This window comes from Nostoc mirabile CHAB5784 (genome assembly GCF_020829645.1).
GTDB classification, from domain to species: domain Bacteria; phylum Cyanobacteriota; class Cyanobacteriia; order Cyanobacteriales; family Nostocaceae; genus Nostoc; species Nostoc mirabile.
The window spans coordinates 80,088-101,285 of record NZ_JAIVFS010000026.1 but is presented as its reverse complement, the minus strand read 5'-3'; the positions used below and the strand labels follow the sequence as shown (position 1 = coordinate 101,285).

The 21,198-nt window shown below is 42.1% G+C and carries 18 protein-coding genes and 1 pseudogene; 10 read left to right on the top strand and 9 right to left on the bottom strand.

Features of this window, described 5'->3' with window-relative positions; translation table 11 throughout:
* Window positions 1–331: 331 nt before the first annotated feature.
* Together LC653_RS18480 and LC653_RS18475 are read left to right on the top strand one after the other, a co-directional pair.
* Window positions 332–868, top strand: a complete 537-nt coding sequence (locus LC653_RS18480; protein ID WP_229495963.1) for a PM0630 family protein — start codon at window positions 332–334, stop codon at window positions 866–868.
* A 128-nt stretch (window positions 869–996) separates the two neighbouring features.
* A complete protein-coding gene (locus LC653_RS18475) occupies window positions 997–1,365 on the top strand; it encodes a pentapeptide repeat-containing protein (RefSeq protein ID WP_229495987.1) in 369 nt (122 codons plus the stop codon).
* Between the two features lie 182 nt (window positions 1,366–1,547).
* Here LC653_RS18475 and LC653_RS18470 read toward each other — a convergent pair whose 3' ends face one another.
* On the bottom strand, window positions 1,548–2,549 hold the full coding sequence (locus LC653_RS18470; RefSeq protein ID WP_229495961.1) for a LysR substrate-binding domain-containing protein: 1,002 nt from the start codon (window positions 2,547–2,549) through the stop codon (window positions 1,548–1,550).
* Window positions 2,550–2,763: 214 nt separating this feature from the next.
* Between LC653_RS18470 and LC653_RS18465 the strand changes: the two genes are divergently transcribed.
* From LC653_RS18465 to LC653_RS18455, 3 genes are all read left to right on the top strand, one after another.
* Window positions 2,764–3,474, top strand: a complete 711-nt coding sequence (locus LC653_RS18465) for a cadmium resistance transporter (protein ID WP_229495959.1) — start codon at window positions 2,764–2,766, stop codon at window positions 3,472–3,474.
* A gap of 79 nt (window positions 3,475–3,553) precedes the next feature.
* Window positions 3,554–4,216: a hypothetical protein gene (locus LC653_RS18460; RefSeq protein ID WP_229495985.1), complete on the top strand. Its 663-nt coding sequence runs from the start codon at window positions 3,554–3,556 to the stop codon at window positions 4,214–4,216.
* Window positions 4,217–4,598: 382 nt separating this feature from the next.
* Entirely contained in the window at window positions 4,599–5,027 is a 429-nt protein-coding gene (locus LC653_RS18455; protein WP_229495957.1) for a YidH family protein, read from the top strand.
* Window positions 5,028–5,035: 8 nt separating this feature from the next.
* Here LC653_RS18455 and LC653_RS18450 read toward each other — a convergent pair whose 3' ends face one another.
* The 8 genes from LC653_RS18450 to LC653_RS18415 form a co-directional block, all read right to left on the bottom strand.
* Complete coding sequence (locus LC653_RS18450; protein WP_229495955.1) at window positions 5,036–5,758, bottom strand: class I SAM-dependent methyltransferase; 723 nt, start codon at window positions 5,756–5,758, stop codon at window positions 5,036–5,038.
* A gap of 136 nt (window positions 5,759–5,894) precedes the next feature.
* Window positions 5,895–6,194: a hypothetical protein gene (locus LC653_RS18445; RefSeq protein ID WP_229495954.1), complete on the bottom strand. Its 300-nt coding sequence runs from the start codon at window positions 6,192–6,194 to the stop codon at window positions 5,895–5,897.
* 181 nt (window positions 6,195–6,375) lie between these two features.
* Window positions 6,376–7,116 carry a hypothetical protein gene (locus LC653_RS18440; RefSeq protein WP_229495953.1) on the bottom strand — a complete coding sequence of 247 codons (741 nt, stop codon included), beginning with the start codon at window positions 7,114–7,116 and terminating at the stop codon, window positions 6,376–6,378.
* Between the two features lie 16 nt (window positions 7,117–7,132).
* On the bottom strand, window positions 7,133–7,750 hold the full coding sequence (locus tag LC653_RS18435; protein ID WP_229495952.1) for a hypothetical protein: 618 nt from the start codon (window positions 7,748–7,750) through the stop codon (window positions 7,133–7,135).
* A 389-nt stretch (window positions 7,751–8,139) separates the two neighbouring features.
* Complete coding sequence (locus LC653_RS18430; RefSeq protein ID WP_229495951.1) at window positions 8,140–8,856, bottom strand: pirin family protein; 717 nt, start codon at window positions 8,854–8,856, stop codon at window positions 8,140–8,142.
* Between the two features lie 293 nt (window positions 8,857–9,149).
* A complete protein-coding gene (dps, locus tag LC653_RS18425; RefSeq protein ID WP_229495950.1) occupies window positions 9,150–9,722 on the bottom strand; it encodes a DNA starvation/stationary phase protection protein Dps in 573 nt (190 codons plus the stop codon).
* A 116-nt stretch (window positions 9,723–9,838) separates the two neighbouring features.
* The gene (locus tag LC653_RS18420; protein ID WP_229495949.1) at window positions 9,839–10,891 is read right to left on the bottom strand and encodes an aldo/keto reductase; all 1,053 of its coding nucleotides are present in this window, start codon (window positions 10,889–10,891) and stop codon (window positions 9,839–9,841) included.
* 116 nt (window positions 10,892–11,007) lie between these two features.
* Window positions 11,008–11,574, bottom strand: a complete 567-nt coding sequence (locus tag LC653_RS18415; RefSeq protein WP_229495947.1) for a calcium-binding protein — start codon at window positions 11,572–11,574, stop codon at window positions 11,008–11,010.
* 1,043 nt (window positions 11,575–12,617) lie between these two features.
* On the opposite strand from LC653_RS18415, the pseudogene LC653_RS18410 reads away from it, so the two are divergent.
* The 5 genes and pseudogenes from LC653_RS18410 (at window position 12,618) to LC653_RS18390 (ending at window position 20,968) form a co-directional block, all read left to right on the top strand.
* Window positions 12,618–13,223, top strand: a pseudogene (locus LC653_RS18410) (Uma2 family endonuclease).
* A 117-nt stretch (window positions 13,224–13,340) separates the two neighbouring features.
* Window positions 13,341–13,745 carry a thiol-disulfide oxidoreductase DCC family protein gene (locus LC653_RS18405; protein ID WP_229495946.1) on the top strand — a complete coding sequence of 135 codons (405 nt, stop codon included), beginning with the start codon at window positions 13,341–13,343 and terminating at the stop codon, window positions 13,743–13,745.
* A gap of 256 nt (window positions 13,746–14,001) precedes the next feature.
* Window positions 14,002–15,849 carry a malto-oligosyltrehalose trehalohydrolase gene (gene treZ, locus LC653_RS18400; RefSeq protein WP_229495983.1) on the top strand — a complete coding sequence of 616 codons (1,848 nt, stop codon included), beginning with the start codon at window positions 14,002–14,004 and terminating at the stop codon, window positions 15,847–15,849.
* 705 nt (window positions 15,850–16,554) lie between these two features.
* A complete protein-coding gene (gene treY, locus LC653_RS18395) occupies window positions 16,555–19,353 on the top strand; it encodes a malto-oligosyltrehalose synthase (RefSeq protein WP_229495981.1) in 2,799 nt (932 codons plus the stop codon).
* Between the two features lie 97 nt (window positions 19,354–19,450).
* Entirely contained in the window at window positions 19,451–20,968 is a 1,518-nt protein-coding gene (locus LC653_RS18390) for a trehalase family glycosidase (RefSeq protein ID WP_229495945.1), read from the top strand.
* Window positions 20,969–21,198 lie beyond the last annotated feature (230 nt).

Sequence of the window (21,198 nt, the reverse complement as noted above, 5' to 3'; positions counted from 1 at the left end):
CTTCTCCCACCAGTCCAGCATTGCTTGTTACCTTTAGCACCCGATTTCAATTACTCTACCGTATATGCTGTGCTGTTTGTTAAATCCTTTATCAGTAAGCCTTTCAAGACTTAACGGGAAAAGTCAGATGTGGAAAAGGGGATAGACTTTTGCAAGAGTCTATTCAATCCCTTAAAAGCCTTATTCATCGAATTCGAGTTTTCCCTGAGTTCCTGAATCTGGCAATTATTAAAAGCAATTTCGTTTTTCTCCAACCATAGATAGCCTTGACCCGGAAAACATGTCAGATTACTTGAATAAGTACCAAAAGTCTGACAGGAAAACCATACTAATGAGAATTTGGGCTATTACTGCTGTGCTAGCTTCTTCTTGGCTAATATCTGGGGTTATAGGTTCTGAGCCAATCAACGCTACTTCTGTTTTGGTAGAAAATGCCATATCATCTCCTGCGCCAACGAATACAAAAGAGATTACTGTTAGTAACACTGAGTTCGGGCTGAAGAGAGTTGACGCCAAAGGGAATGTTACCATTTTGCGGACAACAAGAGTGCCACTTCAGGAAGGAAACGCCTACGGATGGCGGATTAAACTCAAAGACTACCAAGGTGAAGTGAAATGGCGCGAAGTCTTGCATTTACCAAAACCTCCAGAAACTTGGGGTACAGATAACGGTGAAGATTTCTCAATATCAGCAGATGGCACTACATCTGTGACACGGCGCACACAGTCGGCTCCAGACGGTGTGATTGAGAATTTTTGGACGATCGCTCCTGGCGATCCGCTTGGTAAGCATAAAATAGAGGTTTATATTGATGACCGTTTGATCAGTACTTTCGAGTTTGAAATTATTCCAGTAAAGCAGATTTGAAAGGGATTGAGCATTGGTCAATAATCAATAGTTCTTCTTCCCCTGCTTCCTTGCTTCTTCTTTTCCCCTTAACCTTAAGCTGAAGAGTATCTTAGAGATAGAAGTTTGATTCTTGTTTGGTGGCGATCGTGAATGCTGAGGAATTAAAACGGCGTTTTGCCGCAGGAGAAAGATATTTTCCAGCCGTCAACTTGAGTAGGAACAAGCTGATTGGAGCCTATTTGCCTGGAATCAATTTATGGGGTTGTGACTTGAGTGGAGCGAACCTAGCTAAAGCTAAACTCTGGGGAGCAGATTTGAGTAGAGCTAACTTAGCCAAAGCAAACTTGACCAGAGCTAATTTGAGTGGTGTCAAACTCAATGAAGCAAATCTCCGGGGAGCAAAACTCAACTATGCTAAGTTGTATGGAGCGAATCTGACTGGTGCTTACTACGATGACAGCACGCGGTTTTCTAGAGGTTTTGACCCCATCAGTCAAAATATGCGAAAGGTATGAAGGGGATTGGGGACTGGGTAATTTCCCTGCAAGTGGATATTACAGCGTTTTTCAATTCATCCGCTAGTTGTACAGAATTCATGGCTCTATTCTGTACGACTGACGCTTTGATTATTTCTGATTAAATTGGTGTTCGCGTAGCGTGTCCTAAAGGACAAGGTATTGCTTTAAATGACTGATTTTTATACATCTTGATGTGAGCTATCTAACATAGACGATATCAACATTTGTTCAAAGACTTTGGAAAGAGCAGTTTGAAAACGTTGACGATGCTTGAGTTTGAAAAAAGGTCGAACTATTTCTGCGTAGGCGTAGCCCGCACTTCGGCTGCGCTCAGTGACCACCGTAGGCATCGCACCATTACCATCTCTATTATCAATCACTCGAATTGCTCGCAAAGTTCCCAACTGTATTTCTTTTTTTACCATCAACTCAGAAATTCCAATAGCACCGACACCATCTTCGATCGCTGCTTTTGTCATCTCTCCACTGTTGAACACTAAAATTACATCCAGCTCACTGAGATTGATTCCCCAATTTTGTAGGGCTTCCTCAAACCTTTGCTGGGTTCCAGAACCTGGTTCTCGCATCACCCAAAGGGTTTGAGTCAATTGGGTTAAGTCAATTTCTCCCCACTCAAACCAAGGGTGTTTTTGGCCTACTACAATTTGTAAGCGATCGCTCCCCACTATTTCATACTCTAGAGTACTCTGAAGCGCTGGCTTCACATCTCCTTCTACCAAACCCAAATCAAACTGTCCTGTTGCCGTTCCCATACAAATCTCTTCTGTATTGGCAAGGCTACAGTCAATCTGGATACCCGGATATCGGCTTTTAAACTCACTAATCTTGCTTGGTAGCCAGTAGTTACCAATTGTCAGACTTGACCCTAATTTCAACTCACCCCGTTGCAGATTGTTCAATTCTCGCAATCCCCTTTCAGTCAAGGAAACTTGATCGAGAATTTTCTGTGCTTCCACTTGCAGTAATTTGCCAGCCTCAGCAATCTCGATATGGCGACCAATCCGATGGAACAGTTTCACACCATATTCTTGCTCTAAGTTGTGGATTGCTGCACTGACGGCAGGTTGTGTAATATAAAGCTCCTCTGCTGCGCGAGTAAAGTGTAAGTGCTGCGCCACAGCCAGAAAAATTTTTAGCTGCTCAAGCGTCATTCCTGCCATTTATGGTATCCCTACAACTTGGTGTAAAATTTTTAATCACTTTCATTTATCATTTTGACAAACAAAAGCATTTGATTCTATCGGTTAGTTTGACTAAAGTATAAATCAAAGCTTTCTACCTAGTCATTAGTCATTAGTCATTGGTCACTTGTCCTTTGTAAATGACCAATGCCCCATGGCCAATTACCAAGCATGAAAATAAGGACTTCCATAAATGAGCGATTTCGTTACTGCAATTACCACAGGGATTACCGCATTCATTGCCACCAACATCGATGATATTGTCATTCTGACGTTGCTTTTTTCACAAATAAATAAAACATTCCGCAGTCGTCACATCCTTGGTGGGCAGTATCTCGGTTTTGCTGCATTGATCATTGCTAGCCTTCCCGGTTTCTTCGGTGGACTAATTATACCGCAGGACTGGATTAGACTACTTGGTTTAATGCCAATAATCATTGGTGTGAGTAGTTTACTAAAACGCGAAGAGGATTCACCAGAGGAAGCTGAAGAAGAAACCGAACCGTCAAGTCCTTCTGTACTTGCCAGTTTTATCTCTCCGCAAACATGTAATGTAGCTGCGATCGCCTTTGCGAATGGTAGTGATAATATCAGCGTCTACGTGCCCCTGTTTGCCAACACTGAATTAGATAGTCTGCTGGTGATACTAAGTGTATTTTTTACGCTGGTGGGTGTATGGTGTTATGCCGCTTACAAGTTAACCTACTTGCCTGCGATCGCTAACTTTTTAACAGAGAATGGCAATACTTTTGTGCCTTGTATATTGATTGGACTCGGTATATTTATTGTGACAGAGAATGTTACTTGGACTCTTTTATCTGTAGTTTCTAGTTATATATTTTCATTAATTTTAGGTTTCAATACTCAGTCATCGAGTGAAGAACAAGAAAAATTAAGTATCTAAGAAGAGGTGCCTCATGAATTTTCTCACTAAAATGAATTCCAAACTGCAAAATCTCTTACCTATCAACAGGAGTCAAAACATGAAAATCTGGAAATCTCTGCTAATTGTCTTGATGGTTTTGGTGAATCTCGCCTTTGCTCAACCTTCTTTTGCTGATAGACCAAAGTTTAGCAAAAACCCTGACTATATCGAAGTCACTAAAGCTCTGAAAGAACTCTCTCAGACAAAAGATGCCCAAACTCAAATTGAAGGTCTTACACCAGAAGAAATTCAAAAGAGAACCGAAGAATTAACACTGCAAAAATATGCTTTAGAGACGGGAATCAACTGGGGTCAATGCGACAACCAAACAGGTAATACCATCGCTGTATATGGCAAAACACCAAATGATGAAGACGAAGAGGATGCCGTATACGACAATAATCTGTATTTTCTAGCTAATGGTCAGTCCACTGAAAACAACTGGGATTGTGATGGCATCTATCTAGCGAATGATGTTAAGGTAGCAAATTTCACTTCTAGTCCTAATGGGCAAGGTCAAGAATTGACAGGCCCGGCTGCTCTAAAAATACTTGATGGAACTCAGTTGGTAATTAAGACGAATCCAGATACTGCTGCGATTGACTTAAATGTTCCGACTGTGAAAGTTCTTAACAGCAAAAAGGCTAATTGGTTTATCCCAGATATATCGCAGGCTCTCATAAATACACGAGTTCCTAATGCGCCTAGCAATCAGTCTTGAGATAGAACTGCATAATCTATTTTTGAATGATTGTTCTGAATTTCAACAGGGTAACAGCCAAAATCAGAGGATAAACAGGACACGCAGTAGTGAAAAACCTCTCTGATATTGGCTGTTTTCTTAATTACACCTTATTACTTACACTTGCTCTCTACCATCAATTACGAATTACGAATTACGAATTACGAATTACGAATTATTCACTCAGGCTTGTTTTATTTAGATATCTGCATTAAAATAAATTTTGAGAAAAATGTACAATCACAACAGGTATATTTCATTAGCGCAACTATTGCGCTGGGTGCAAATCATCTGGAAAGAGATTTGCTATGACCTCCGTATTTTTTTGATAAGAGCCGCTTTGGGGATAAGGGTGTTATTGATGCAGTTAAAATCGAAACCTACAGAAGAAGATAAAGATAAAAAAAAGCTAGGACGACTGAATCCGTCCCGAATTCGAGATCACTTGGCAAATGAGCGTACTTACCTCGCTTGGATGCGGACAGGGATCGCTCTTTTAGGTTTTGGTGTCGTCATCGTGCGTTTGCGTGCTTTCCAAGTACCTTTAATACCCCGTCCGGGCAACGGCTGGAAGTTAGGTTTAGTCTTCTCGCTGGTGGGTTTGATTACCGTGTGGCTATCAACGGCACACTATTTTGCTGTCCGTCGTGATATCGAAGAAGATACTTATGAACCGACAGACCGTTGGGTGTTGCTGTTCAGTCTCGCTGTGATGATTCTCGGAACTGGGGTAATCTATTTTGTTTTTACAACCTCTTTAGATCCATTAAGTCCACTTATCCCTGAGTAATTGTATTTTTAAAACCGCACTTTGTATAACTCGAATAATTCCCCTGATTTGTGCGTTACGACTTTAGCACCAGCCGCTTTAATGGTTTTTTCCCACTTAGCCAAAGGCTCTAAAAACACCTCAGCCCCCAAATAGGTTTCCAAAACTGCCCAATCTTCTGCTAAAGGCTGTTCTGGGTTGAGAACGTCAAACACAAAATGCCCACCTGGTTTTAACACCCGTTTGACTTCTGCTAGTACAGCATTCCAGTATTCGAGTGGAAAATAGCAGCTAAATCCTGTTGCGATCGCTAAATCAAACTGCTCTGATGGATAATTTAACTGATGGGCTGCTCCCAACTCAACACCTTTGAACAACTTGGAATTCAACTGCGGCCCACGAGAATTAAGGGTATCGCGTGCGACATTACTGATTTCTTGCCCATAAAAAAATGCTTGCCAATCCCGCCAAGGATAGATTAAAAAGCTGATACCACAGCCAATATCTATACAGTGTTGGTTCTTTTTAGGTTCAGCAATTTCCCAGAAAGGGGAAGCAATTCTTCCTGAGAAACTACCTCCAATCCACTCGCCAAATATCGGCATCGCCTGTACTTCTGCTGGGAGTTCAAAGGTTTCACGTTGATACTCCCGGTTAAAGCGATAGGCTATTTGGGCTAATCTTTCGTCCCAGTTTGTTGATTTGGGTGAACTAAAGAGATTTTGGAACTGCGAATCCGACTTTTTAGACATTAGATTATTGCTACTCTTTCTAAGGATTGTAGTCAAATTCGCTTTGCGATGGCGTAACCGCCCGCCGTTGGCGAAGCCTCTCGTAGAGAAGGCATCGCACCCCTAGCCAATCTCCTGCTCGGGTTTGTCCGACTTCCTAGGTGTAGCCAATATCCCAAAAACTGATACTGTAATAAGTGTGATGAGCTAAACACTGGTTCATAAACTGGCTGAGTTTACGGCTATTGTAGCCATTATCAGCATATTCAACTGTTCGCTTCTCCAAAAAAACCATAGTTGCTGCTTGCAGTGCAAGTTCAATGGCAATCGTTTTGCTTTTGGCTAATGCACCCACAATTTGATGTTGGTAGGTATAATTGTATCCGCCGTGGTAGTAGCCGTAGTTGGTAATTGGGGTGAGATTATTGAGCAGAATTTGGGGAGCATCCCAATGCAAGCAAATTGACCCTCGTTAGCAGGTAGTCATTGCGAATGGAGCGTAAAGCCTTCTCTTCGAGAGGCTCCGCCAACGGCATAGCTTCGCTTAACGCGGTAGCGTCTCTTAGAGTTGCGGAATGTTCGCCCAAGGCGTTCCCGAACGGTAGCAATCGCAAAGTCTAGATGCTGCGATTGCAACTCTAAGAGACGCTTCGCGAACGCTTCATTTCATTACGTACCCTGCGGGAACGCCTTGGGCGAACGCAATGACAAAATATGTTTTTACACATTTGGGATGCTCCCAGAATTTGAACTTTAGTTATGAGAGTTTGAGTTGCTTCGCTTGGTGATTCTTCGGAGATAATTTGTGTTGTGGGTTGATTGCGATCGCGGCGATTATCGCTTACTTGATCGGGAACAGTGGGGGCAAGGCATAACCAATGATGAATTAGCTCTTGTGGAATTGCCGTTTCTTTATAAACAGTTGGACAAATACAAATCCAAGCTCCATCTTCTGTTCTACCAATTACTAAACCTGGTAAAATAACGCCTCTGCTACAAGAATAAGGCATCGAGCTAAAAGATTCTAAATCTTGATAAAAAAATTCTAAATTTTGTAAATTTATATGTAAAAGTTGCAGTAAAGATTCAAATTTATTTTTCCTGATATTTTCCTCCTCAACACCTAAAAAAAAGTTATAAAACGATTTAGCATATTCCATTTCTTGCCAACTTTTGATTCGCTTATCTACATCTGTAAGCTGTAGCCAACCATTAGCCAAACAGAGATTGATAACATTAAATTCTCTTTGTTCAGATACGTCCCAAACAAATGGAACAATAATAGTACCACCATTTTCATGACCTGGTAAATCAATAGTTAAGTAAGGCTCAACAATAACTTGTAGAGTTCCTAAAATTTGCTCTGTTTCTGGTTGCATAATATTGATTTATTTATCAAGACGTTTGTAGCAAAGCAGTTTGGAATGGTTGCAACAGAATACCCAAAATTTTATCAACATCATTGATGTAGTATTCAACTATATCAATGTATGCTGTTAGTCCTTCCAACATTAAAAACCGCCAGTTTGTTCCACTAGTGACAACTCCATAGATTGTCTTAACTTCTTGTTGAGTATTTTGATTGAATAATTGGGCAGCTATCATAGAGGCAATACATTGTCCTAAACCACCTTTGATATTTTCATTCTTGGCTTCAACAATTGTAAGTACAGGCGCTTTAATATAAAACTGTTCTTCAGAACCACAGAGAATGAAATCACAAAATCCATTCAATCCTTTACTACTATCTACATCAAAATCTGTTCCAGAAAACAGTGATATTTGATAATTTAGCTGTCTCCTAACTTCCGTAAGAACTGGCATAATTAGTAATTCGGAACGGGCTTTTTCAGTGTTGATGGCAGTTGCTAATTGAGTATATTCTTCTAAGAGCGTTGTTAAGCTAGCGGAAGGTTGAATAGGCGACACATCTTTAAATAGATTGCGCTTTTCATCAATTACAAGTTGAAACGTTTCTCGAACTTTGGCAAGCGTGAAATCACTGTATGCCATCTGCAACATCCTCAATGATTTATAAGTTAACTCTAACAGTTATGCAAACAATAGACCTCTTGCAAAACTATTTTTGCAAGAGGGAGAAAAGGGTAAAAGTTAAAGGGTTTTTCTGAGCCGCTTTCCCCTTTACCCCTTACCCCTTACCCACTTCTGCAAGAAGTCTATCTAATATAAACCAATACAGTTCAGTTAGCGCCAAAAACCTTAAATTGTGTAGGTTGGGTTGAGGAACGAAACCCAACATTTCCGGGGCTTTGTTGGGTTGCGCTTTGCTTAACCCAACCTACAATTTTCCTTAACCCAAGCGTATTGTAATATAAACGACTGTAGGGTGGACATTGTGATGCCCACCCTACAAGCTAGCTTTTCAGCAAACAGACTTGAGATTAACCCAAATCGAAAAGCAAGATTTCGCCGCCGATATTAGTGCTAATTTCTAGCTGTTCTTCGCCGTTGATTTGCACTCCATCGCCTGCTCTGAGTTCTTCGCCATTCAAGTTAACTATGCCTTGCGCTATTTGTAACCAGGCATAGCGATCGCGTTTAACTTGATAATTAACAACATCACCATCCTCTAAAACAGATGTGTATAAATCAACATCTTGGTGAATTGTCACAGCACCATCGCGCCCATCTTTAGCAGCAATTAAGCGTAATTTACCGCGCTTTTCTTCCAAAGGAAAAGCTTTTTGTTCATATCTTGGTGTCAACCCTTCTCGATCGGGAAGAATCCAGATTTGTAGCAAGTGTAGTGCTTCAGTTGGTGAGGGATTAAATTCACTGTGGCTGATTCCAGTACCAGCGCTCATAATCTGTGCATCACCGGGACGAATCACTGACCCAGTACCCAAGCTGTCTTTATGCTCTACAGCACCTTCTAAGACATAAGTGAGGATTTCCATGTCACGATGGCTGTGGGTAGGGAATCCAGCACCCGGGGCGATGCGATCGTCGTTAATCACTCGCAGAGAGCGAAATCCCATGCGGTTGGGATCGTAAAAACTACCGAAGGAAAATGTGTGATAACTATCGAGCCAGCCCATTTTAGCGTGACCACGGGCGTTTCTATCATGAATTAGATGGCTAATTGTATTTTGAGACATATATTTACCTCGTTGTTAATGAGTATTTAGAGACGCGATTAATCGCGTCTGTACAAGAGTTAGGAATCAAAATGGAATTAGCATACTTTTTTACTAACGGATAGCTTATTGAAGTTGCAGTATTAATCTTGATGTATCACTTGTCGAAGATATTCTGGAATTTTTCGACCTAGTTTTGAACTATTTCAATAGTAAAGTATATACATATAAAATGAAAAGTACGCACTTAAAAGTGACGTACTTACCAAAAAGATACTAATAGATTTACCAAAGACTACTTTTCTCAGAAGTGCTTACTTTACACCAACAGGTATCTTTTGAGTTGTAGTAGCACCCGCTTTGCCATTCTCTCCCTTAATTTCTGCTACTTGCAGATGAGCTTCTAAGAACCAGAGTCGTTTGTCAATGGTGCGGGAAATTTCGGTGTAAAGGTCGGCGGTATCAGCATCCCCTAAGTCATCTGTTTTAGCGATCGCTTCTCTAATATGTTTAGCATAGAGTCCAAAGCGATCTGACAGAGCTGTTACGTGGTCTTTACCATCCAAAATATCTAAGGGATATTCTGGCAAAATTGAATTACTAGCTGCGGCACGGGCTGTTCCGAAAGCGTATCCACCTAAAGCTGTGACGCGTTCAGCTACCAGATCGATGTACTCTTCCAATTCCCCAGCAAGTTCATCAAATAATAGGTGTAACTGGTAAAAGTCAGTACCTTTAACATTCCAGTGCGCTTGCTTTGCTTGGGTTTTCAGATCCGAAGTAGCAGCCAAGGTTTGGTTGAGAATTACCACGATTTGCACTCGCGCTTCGGCGGGAATGTCAATGCGAGTAGGGTACAAACGTGATGTAATGCTGTTGTCGCTCATGATTCTACGTTGTTAATGCCTTTTATATCTAACTTTACAGAATTGCTTGGCTTGGCGAAACTCTCTGACGATGGATTGAATTAACGTCTGAATGTGTTACGGTTTATTACTATTAGTTAAATACGATGGTTTTCTATGGTATTAAATGTACCACCGAAAAGGCGATCGCGAATTACATCATTGTGCAAAAAGTCATGGGGAAAACCCAGTTCAATTTGACTCACTTCATTTAAACGTTGCAAATGTTCTGGCGAGAGGGTGATATTTAAAGAAGCTAAGTTATCTTGAAACTGCGTTAATTTACGTGCCCCAATTATCGGAATAATCACACCACTTTGAGCGCGTAACCAAGCTAATGCTACCTGTGAAGGTGTGTGTCCAATTTGGGCTGCAACTTCACTAACAACTTGAGCGATCGCTAAATTCCGTTCTGAAATAGTTCCAAACATTGCATTTGCTAATCGTCCTTGTTCATCGTCTGCTTCAGGAGGCTGATTATACTTACCTGTAAGCACACCACCACCTAAAGGCGACCACGGTGTTACTGCTAAATCGAAGGCTTTAGCCATCGGTAGCAAGTCACGTTCTGGTGTTCGTTGAATTAAACTATACTCAATTTGCAGGGCGACAAACTGCGTCCATCCTTGGTATTGGGCGATGGTATTTGCTTGGGAAACGATCCAAGCGGGTGTGTCAGAAATACCAATGTAAAGTACTTTACCTTGACGAACTACATCATCAAGCGATCGCAAAACTTCTTCAATAGGTGTTGTAAAATCCCAAGCGTGTAACCAGAATAAATCAATGTAATCAGTATTCAGTCGTTTCAGGCTACCTTCTAAAGACTGAATTAAATTCTTGCGATGGTTTCCACTGGCGTTAGGGTCGCCCTTTTTGTTATTCATCTCCAAAGGAAAAGAATATTTTGTTGCAACTACAAAGCGTTGCCGTTCTTTAGCAATCAACTCACCGACAATTTTTTCACTGCTACCATCGGTATAACCGTTGGCGGTGTCAATGAAATTTCCCCCTGCTTCTACATAGCTATCAAAGATTTTACGACTTTCGTCAACAGATGCACCCCAACCCCAATCTTCACCAAAGGTCATGGTTCCCAAGGAGAGTTCAGAGACTCTTAACCCGCTTTTGCCCAAGAGTTTGTATCTCATGAATATTTTCTCATTAATGAAAAAACTATAGCGTTTACCATTCCAAAAGCATGATAGCTGGAAACCGGGGGCGATGTTTGAGAATAAGCCGTTTAGTATTTCTGTTGTCGTGCTATTTAAATGCAACCGCCACCCTCTAAAGCACTGTTGTAACGGAAGATATCAGCTCCTCCTCCACCAGCTAAGATATCTCTACCCAATCCGCCCATTAGAATATCATCACCATTTCTACCATCATTCAGGGTATTGACTCCAGCATTCCCAGTTAAGGGGTCATTTCCATTACCTCCGATAACGTTCTCAAAGTTCACAACTCGGAAATTTAAAGAACCGAAATCGGGAATATTGCTGATGTTGACTTGTTCGGCAGATAAATCAGCAATTAGCTCTACATCGGTTCCAGAAGCGTCTATCGTATCTATCGCATTTGCTGAACCAATAATTTTTTCAATCCTAATAAGTTGGTCTTTAGCACCACCACTTTTTTGAACTGTACCTGTTGGTAATACCGTGATACCACCACTTTGGCTGTAATCTACAGTGTCTTGTCCATGCCCACCATTAATAATGTCGTTACCAGCACTAGCAATAATTACGTCATCTCCATTCAGTGCAAGGATTAGATCGTTGTCGGGTGTACCGTTAAGAATATTCTTTAGAGGAGTTCCAGTGATATCAGCCATATTTCTTTATGAGGTAATTGGTGTTTGAAGTTACAAAGTCTGAAAATTAAAGATATACTTACGTGTCGCAAGCAATCAGTATTTTCTTGTACTCATGTTGTGTATGATAAAAGACTATTTTGTAAATAATGATAAATATCTAATGTTTTTTTTATTAAAGAATAATAATAAAATAATGAAGGATAATTATTTTTTTTGTAATGAAAGTAATTTGCTAGGCAAATATTTTATAGTCCTTATTTGGAAACTATGATTGTAGGGCTTACGTACTGTACAAATGCATCGTGATGTGCATTAACAAAAGTAAGTTGTTTCAGCTTTTTCTTAATTATCGTGTGCTCGTAAATAGACCATGCTGTAGGGGCACAGCATTGCTCATTGGTGTCAACTTAAGCTAAAAGTAGCTTAACTGAAAGCTTCCTCACCCGCCTCGAACTAAAGTTCAAGGCTGATAGCTAAAGTCTACTGAAGTAAACTAAAGATTTTTGGCTATATTTAGTCATCAACAGAAGACTTCCGCTAAAAGCCAAGGAAGTTCAGTTCCTTGCGGGACATAGCTTTTACGTTAAGTTGACACCTATGAGCATTGCTGTGCCCTTACGAAAGATGTGGGTTTTAAAGCTATCCATATTTGGTATTTTTTGTCAATGATAAGTTCTAGATTGTTTGATCATTTAAAGAAAAATAGCAATCTGGGTAAGTCTAAACAAAACCGATGACTGCCTTGTTAACTAGTTCCGTGGGTTTAAGTCTCCCGGTTCAATAAAAATTTTGTTTTGTGTTGGGGTTAAATCCCCATTACAAAACAAAATTTACGAATTACGTTAGCGCAGCGTTAGCGAGTCATCGAGCGTCATTACGAATTACGAATTACGAATTACGAATTATTTAATGCGATCGCTTGCATTGTGAATGCGACAGCCGCCTTGTTAATTGAGATGGAAACTAGATTTACGCAATAATTCTCTAAAACTCTTATTCCTTCCTCTACTTTGCAACGGCAGTCGCTATAATAAGCCTACGTCAAGTCAAAACAAGACATAATGACCTACACCTCGTCCAAACTACTTACCTTCGAGGAATTTATAGCCCAATATGGAGACAATACACGCTACGAATTAATCGACGGACAACTAAGAGACATGGAACCTACAGGGCCACATGAAGCTGTTGCAGGTAGTATTGCTGGTAGAATCTATGTCGAAATTTTTAATTCCAATTTCAACTGGCTAGTTCCAAAAACTTGTCTGATTAAACCACCTGCGGCTGTTGCCACAGCGCTGCGTCCTGATGTAATTGTTTTAGATAAAGCAGAACTTAGTAAAGAACCGCTCTGGCAAAAAGAACCTATTATTTGTAACGGCAGTACAATCAAGCTTGTTGCTGAAGTTGTGAGTACAAATTGGCAAGATGATTATGCAAGAATTGTCGAAGAATACGCTTTTCTTAAGATTCCAGAATATTGGATTGTGGACTTTCGTGGCTTGGGTGGTTTGCAATTTATTGGCAATCCCAAATAACCTACATTCACCGTTTGTCAGTTAGTTAACGGTGTGTACCAACAAGAACAATATCGCTTAGGAGATACTATTTCGTCTGACCTGTTGCCAAATTTACAATTTAAACTCGACGATATTATGCATATTTGACGATCGCCACGGTATCCCAAAGCAAGTGGCTGAAGTAACAATTGCTGATTTGCGGCTTTTTTCTAAGCTAGAATACCAAAGTTGTATTTAAACACATCTGACAACTCAGTTATTTTTATGAATTACTACGTAATCTACGATGGAAATTGTAATCTCTGCGTTACCCTAGTGCAATTGCTAGAAACCTTAGACCAAGGAAAGCTGTTTCGCTACAGTCCTATGCAAGATGAGCAAACACTTTTAAAGTGGGGAATTACAGCCCTAGACTGTGAACAGGGGATGATTTTAATTGATGCCAATGAACCTCAGAGACGTTGGCAAGGTAGTAATGCAGCTGAAGAAATTGGGCGATTATTGCCAGCAGGAAGTATATTTGTAGACGCTTATCGAGCCTTACCGGGCATGAAATGGGCAGGCGATCGCTTTTACGAACAAATCCGCGATAATCGCTACACCATATTTGGTAAGCGTTCTAATACATATCAATCGGCATACTGTGTGGATGGTAGCTGCAAGCCGTAGGGATACATTGCTGTGCTAGCCTACGAATGCTGCGTTTTTTCTAGGCCATTTCCTTAACATTTGTCATTAGAGAGAATTTGTTCTGGTCAAAAATCCGCCTACAGGTGCTAGCTAAAAGCCCGGTAGACCAACCATTATGCTATCTGGCGTGTTTGTAATTGTGCAATTAATGACATTTGCGATCGCCTACGGCGGGTGGGTACACCATCGCGCCATGATTCGCCACAACAAACTGGAACTGATGGGAGGATACTGCGTGAGAATTGGTGCTAACTACTTGGGTGACGGAGAGTGCGAATTTACAGTTTGGTCTCCGCTATTAGAGAGCGTCACGGTACAAATTTTGACGCCAGAACAGCAGTTAATTCCGCTCAAGCCTCAGTCTGAGGGATACTGGCAAACGAAAGTCAACGATGTATATCCAGGCACGCTTTATCGGTATGTCTTAAATGGGCAAGATGCTTTTGCCGATCCGGCGTCGCAGTATCAACCGGAAGGGGTACATGGGCCGTCTCAAATTGTCGATCAACATTTTGAGTGGACTGATGAAGGGTGGACTGGCGTTCCTGTGGAGTCGATGATTTTCTACGAACTTCACGTTGGCACATTCACGCCTGAAGGAAATTTCACCGCCATCATTCCCCGCTTACCGGAACTAAGAGAACTGGGAATTAACGCCATTGAAATCATGCCCATTGCTCAGTTTCCGGGAGATACCCATATTGAAGCTTCTCTGACATATCGCAACTGGGGTTATGACGGGGTTTACCTTTATGCTGTACAAAATTCCTACGGTAGCCCAGCCGAACTGAAACAACTGGTAAATGCTTGTCACCAAAACGACATTGCTGTAGTGCTGGATGTGGTGTATAACCACTTTGGCCCAGAAGGCAACTATATGAGTCAGTTCGCGCCCTACTTTACTAAAACCTACAAAACGCCGTGGGGCGATGCGATGAATTTCGACGATGCCCATAGTCAGGGTGTACGAAATTATTTTATCGAGAATGCGCTTTACTGGTTGCGCGAGTTCCACATAGATGCATTGCGGCTAGATGCGACTCAAGCAATTTACGACTTAGGGGCGAAGCATTTTTTGTGGGAACTGGCGGAAGCAGTTCATCATTTTTCACAACAAGGGCAAAAATGGAAACGCCATCTAATTGCCGAAAGTGATATGAATAATCCACAAATAATTCGTCCGCCAGAATTGGGTGGATATGGTCTTGATGCCCAGTGGAGTGATGACTTTCACCATGCATTACACGCACTTTTAACAGGCGATCGCCAAGGATATTATCAAGACTTTGGGCAAGTAGCTCAGTTGGCGAAAGCTTATGAAGATACTTTTATTTACGATTGGAAGTACGCACCACACCGCAAGAGATTTCACGGTGTATCTTGTCGCGATCGCCCTTTATCACAGTTTTCAGTCTGCATTCAGAATCACGATCAAATCGGCAATCAAATGAAGGGAGAACGCCTCAGCCAGCGAATCTCTTTTGAGGGATTGAAGTTAGCTGCTGGCGCTGTGCTGCTATCGCCCTACTTACCCCTGTTGTTCATGGGAGAAGAATACGGTGAAACTGCACCCTTTATTTACTTTGTCAGTCACTCCGATCCAGATTTAATTCAAGCAGTTCGAGCCGGACGCAAAGAAGAATTTGAAGCATTTCACTACGCAGATGATCCCCCAGATCCGGAATCGGCAGAAACTTTCCTCAAGTCTAAACTCAACTGGAAATTACGCAATGATGGACAGCACAAAGTTCTGTGGGATTGGTATCGCCAGTTAATTAATTTCCGCAAGACGCATCCAGCACTTTTAAATCAAGAGCGCAACTCTATCCAAGCGACTAGTGATGAAGACAAGCAGGTGGTTATCGTGCGTCGTTGGTGCGAATCGAGTGAACTAATATTTGTGATGAATTTCAATTCGTCTTCAGTGACAGTGACTCTGCCGATTGAGCATAATGCTCATAAACTATTAGACTCAGCAGATACATCATGGTCTGGGCCTGGTTCCCAAGCCCCTGAACATCTCTCTGTCGGGCAAGAAGTAAGAGTAAAAGCTACTAGTATAGTCCTGTATGAAAGAGGATGAGGGGGAGAGTTATACCAATTCAAAATTCAAAATTCAAAATTCAAAATGAAGAAAACTAGATATCACAAGGGTTTGAGAGTGTATATCTGTCGCATTCTTTTTTCAAATTGGTATTAGAACTTAAAGGTTCAGCCTCATAACCTCAAGTTTCAAGCTAAAAGGCTCAACGTTCGAGCTAAAAGGCTCAACGTTCGAGCTAAAAGGCTTAACGTTCGAGCTAAAAGGCTCAACGTTTGAGCTAAAAGGCTCAACCTTCGAGCTAAAAGGCTTAACGTTCGAGCTAAAAGGCTCAACCTTCGAGCTAAAAGGCTCAACGTTCATGCTAAAAGGCTTAACGTTCATGCTAAAAGCCTCAACGTTCGAGCTAAAAGCCTCAACGTTCAAGTAAAAAGGTTCAAAGTTCAAGCTAAGAGGTTGTTTGAAAAGTGATTTGCTGTATCTTTGCACTTATTGATCCCCCCTAACCCCCCTTAAAAAGGGGGGAACCGGAATCAAAGTCCCCCTTAAAAAGGGGGATTTAGGGGGATCTAGAACATTTCGCTACCGTGAAGAGGACTTTTCAAACATCCTCTGAAAGCTTCAACGTTCAAGCTCAAAACCTCATCTCCCTCACTCCCCACTTTGTACAGACGCGATTCATCGCGTCTCTTTGTACAGACAGACGCGATGAATCGCGTCTCTACCCACTCCCCACTCAAAAAAAATATGCGAATTCCCACCGCAACTTATCGAATTCAGTTTACACCTCAGTTTGGCTTTGACAACGCTAAAGCGATCGCAGCTTATCTAGCAGATTTAGGTATTTCCGATTTGTATGCTTCCCCCATTTTCAGAGCAAGATCCGGGAGTACACACGGCTACGATATAGTAGATGCCACTCAACTTAACCCAGAACTTGGAACTAATGAATCCTTTGATGCATTAGTTAGTGAAATTCAATCCCTTGGTATGGGCTGGTTACAAGATATAGTGCCAAACCACATGGCATATAGCAGCGAAAACGATTACTTGATGGACGTATTGGAACACGGCCCAGATTCCAGCTATACCGACTACTTCGATCTTTCTTGGAATGCTCCCTTTGGCGATCGCCAACAACGAATTCTCGCTCCTCTGCTAGGAGATTTCTATGGTACATCCTTGGAAAACGGACACATTCAACTGCAATACGAACAAAACGGTTTAACCGTCAACTATTACAGCTTGAAACTGCCACTCCGGTTAGAATCTTACACAAAATTTATCACTCATAATTTAGGTAAACTCACCCGCACATTAGGACGCAATCATCCCGATTTTATTAAGCTATTGGGGATTCTCTACATTCTCAAAAATGTGCCCTCAGAAGTTGCAGGAAAACAGCGACAAGACCAAATCGCATTTATTAAAGGATTGGTTTGGGAACTCTACACCACAAACGATGCCATCCGCGAGTTCATTGACGAAAATCTCCAAACATTCAACGGAGAACCCGGTAATTCAGAAAGCTTTAACCTCCTAGATGAATTACTGAATGACCAGTTTTACCGCCTCGCCTTTTGGAAAGTTGGGGCCGAAGAAATGAACTACCGCCGTTTCTTTACTGTCAATGAACTGATTTCCGTTAAAGTTGAAGAATTGCGGGTTTTTAATAATACCCACAGCTTTATTCAAAAGCTGGTTGAGGAAGGCAAATTTACAGGTTTACGGATTGACCATATTGATGGACTTTATAACCCAATCCAGTATCTAGAAAGGCTGCGGGAAAAGACGGGGGATGTTTATATCACCGTCGAGAAGATTTTAGAACTCACCGAAGAGTTACCGGAAAACTGGGAAATAGAAGGTACGTCTGGATATGACTTTTTAAATTATGTAAATGGTGTATTTTGTCAAACAGAAAATGAATCATTCTTCGATAAAATTTACCAAAACTTTATCAGTTCTAGAGCAGATTATGCATCGGTGGTGAAGGATAAAAAACACCTGATTTTGGAAAAGAATTTAGCAGGTGATATTGACAATCTGGCCCTTTTGCTAAAGAACGTTTCCAGCAAATATCGCTATGGCAATGATTTTACACTGAATGGATTAAAAAGAGCGATCGCCGAAGTTTTGACACTGTTCCCAATTTACCGCACCTACATTACACCCGATGGAATTGGAGAAAGCGATCGCGCTACCATTCAAGAAGTAATTCGCCAAGCCAAAGAACAAACGCCTCTGTTGCAGAACGAACTGACCTTTATTGAAAAGTTAATGCTGCTAGAGTTTGATAATTCTCTGACTCAAACAGAACGCGAACAGTGGATATATTTTGTTTTACGGATGCAGCAATACAGCGGCCCATTAATGGCAAAAGGCGTAGAAGACACCACATTATATGTTTACAATCGGTTGCTGTCGCTGAATGAAGTCGGGGGAAATCCGGGCCATTTTGGCATCGACTTAGCCAAATTTCATGCCTTTAACAAACAGCACCAAGAAACCTGGCCTCACACAATGAACACCACAGCCACCCACGACACCAAACGCGGCGAAGATGTACGCGCCAGATTGAATGTCCTCTCAGAAATCCCCGATGAATGGGATCAGCAGGTAAATACCTGGAGTGCCATGAATCGAGGACATCGTAGCCATCGCCACGGGTTCGCTATGCCCGATCGCAACGACGAGTATTTTCTCTATCAAACCTTGGTAGGGGCGTTTCCTTTTGCAGAACACGAACATGCATCCTTCGTGGAACGGGTGAAAGACTATATAATTAAGGCAATTCGAGAAGCGAAAGTGCATACAGCATGGTTGCGACCTGATAGCGAGTATGAAGAAGCTTGTACCTCCTTCATTGAGAAAGTACTCGACCCTTCCCTCTCCGGGGAATTCCTAGAAGCCTTTCGTCCCTTTCAAGGGCGAATTGCAGAGTATGGTATCTTCAATTCCCTTTCCCAAACTCTACTGAAGATTACCGCCCCCGGCGTACCCGATTTATACCAAGGAACAGAACTTTGGGAACTAAGCCTAGTCGATCCAGACAACCGCCGCCCGGTAGATTTTGAACAGCGACGCACCTACTTAAGCGCGATCCGCGAACAGGTGAAAACCGACATTCTGGGTTTAATTCAAGAATTGCTGAGTGATAAAACCGACGGCAGAATCAAACTGTTTTTAACGGCTCAATTACTCCAAGCCAGAACAAACTATGTCTTATTATTCCAGGACGGCGATTATCTCCCCTTAGAAGTTCAAGGAACCTACGCCAATCACATAATCGCCTTTGCGCGGCAAGAAGGCAATCAAACAGCGATCGTGATCGCGCCTCGCTTTTTAACAAACCTCATCCAACCAGGAGAAAACCCCAACGGCTTGTCAGTATGGCAAGATACGCACCTGAAATTACCCCCTGGAACTCCCTCCACCTGGAAAAACGTCCTCACTCAACAACCCTTAGAGGCCACACAAACCCTATCTATCGGATCAGCCCTCGCCCATTTTCCAGTCGCCCTATTAGTTAGTAGTGCCGAATAAAAACATAAATCTATCCCACGCAGAGAAAACCCCCTAAAACCTCTGCGTACCTCTGCGATTCCCTTTGCGTCCCTTTGCGTTAAAAAAATTCTGAATTATGATCACTTCACCAACACTTACCACCACGCAGATTGACACTGTGCGATCGCATATCAAAAAAACCTGGAAAACCTTAACGCGATCGCACGAACACTTATTACAATCTGCCAAGGATACCAAACTAGACCACAAAACCGACACTCCTTGGCTTGTCTACATTTCCCCCTTAGAAGATTGTCCCAATATTCAGACTGTATTGGAGCGATCGCTATCTCCCAAGGATATGCAAAGAATTGAAATTCGCACTTTGCCCTCAGAAGTTGAAGCGATTAAGCAGCATGGCTTACTATACCTACCAGGGCCTTATGTCGTACCAGGTGGCCGATTTAACGAAATGTATGGCTGGGACAGCTACTTTATATTACTGGGGCTTTTGCACGATGAAGAATGGGAGCTAGCGCAAAGCCAAGTTGATCAATTGTTGTACCAGGTGAAGCATTACGGCACTATCCTCAATTCCAACCGGACTTATATGCTGTCGCGATCGCAGCCTCCAGTCCTCAGCATGATGGTTTTGGCACTATTCCAGCACACCCAAGATGAAGAGTGGTTGAGATCAACCGTACCACTGCTAGAACAATTTTACTATTACTGGGTAGTACCGCCTCATTTGAATCCCGCAACCGGGTTATCTAGATTCTATGCCTTTGGGGAAGGCCCGGCGCCAGAAGTTGTGTTTTCCGAGCGAGATGAGGAGGGAAAAAGCCACTATGATCGCGTCAAGGAATATTACCAAACCTTTGAGGTTGACGATTACGACGTTAATCTTTACTACGATCGCGAAAATGACAAACTGACCCACCTATTTTACAAGGGCGATCGCACCATGCGCGAGTCCGGTTTTGATATCACCAACCGATTTGGCCCCTTCAGTGCTGATATCCTCCACTACGCTCCTGTGTGCCTCAACAGTTTGCTGTATCAGGTAGAACAAGACTTGGGACAAATTAACAATATTTTGGGGAACGAAGAACTGGAACAGCAATGGCGCGATCGTGCAGATATCCGCCGCGATCGGATCGATCAATTTCTCTGGAATGAAGAACGAGGACTCTATTTCGACTATCATTTCCAGAGTGAAAAACGCCGCCGCTACGAATTTGCTACCACATTTTATCCCCTGTGGCTGGGAATTTCTTCTCAAGCCCAAGCCCAGCGCGTCGTGGAAAACCTCTCTTTTTTTGAAGCCCCAGGCGGAATTCTTACCAGTACTCATGTCACCGGAAACCAGTGGGATGCTCCCTTCGGTTGGGCACCATTGACGTTCATTGCTGTCCGGGGACTTCACCGTTATGGCTATCATACAGAAGGCGATCGTATTGCCAACAAATTTCTAGCGATGGTAATTAAAGAATTCGAGCGTCACAACACCCTAGTTGAGAAATATGATGTTGAGCGTTGTTCTGCCAACGTTTCCGACGAAATCTCCTTTGGATATAGTTCTAACGAAGTTGGTTTCGGCTGGACAAATGGAGTCATTCTGGAACTCTTAGCAGGCGGTAGGAAAAAAGTTTAAATAAAAAGGCGTGAGTTTTTTCCTCACGCCTTTATCTTAATTTATTACACTGGGAGCATCCCAATGCAAGCAAATTTACCAAGTTAGCAGGTAGTCATTGCGAATGGAGCGTTCGCGGAGCGTCTCTAAGAGTTACGGAATGAAGCAATCGCAGCATCTAGACTTTGCGATTGCTTCGCTTCATTTCATTACGCTCGCAATGACAAAATATGTTTTTACACATTTGGGAT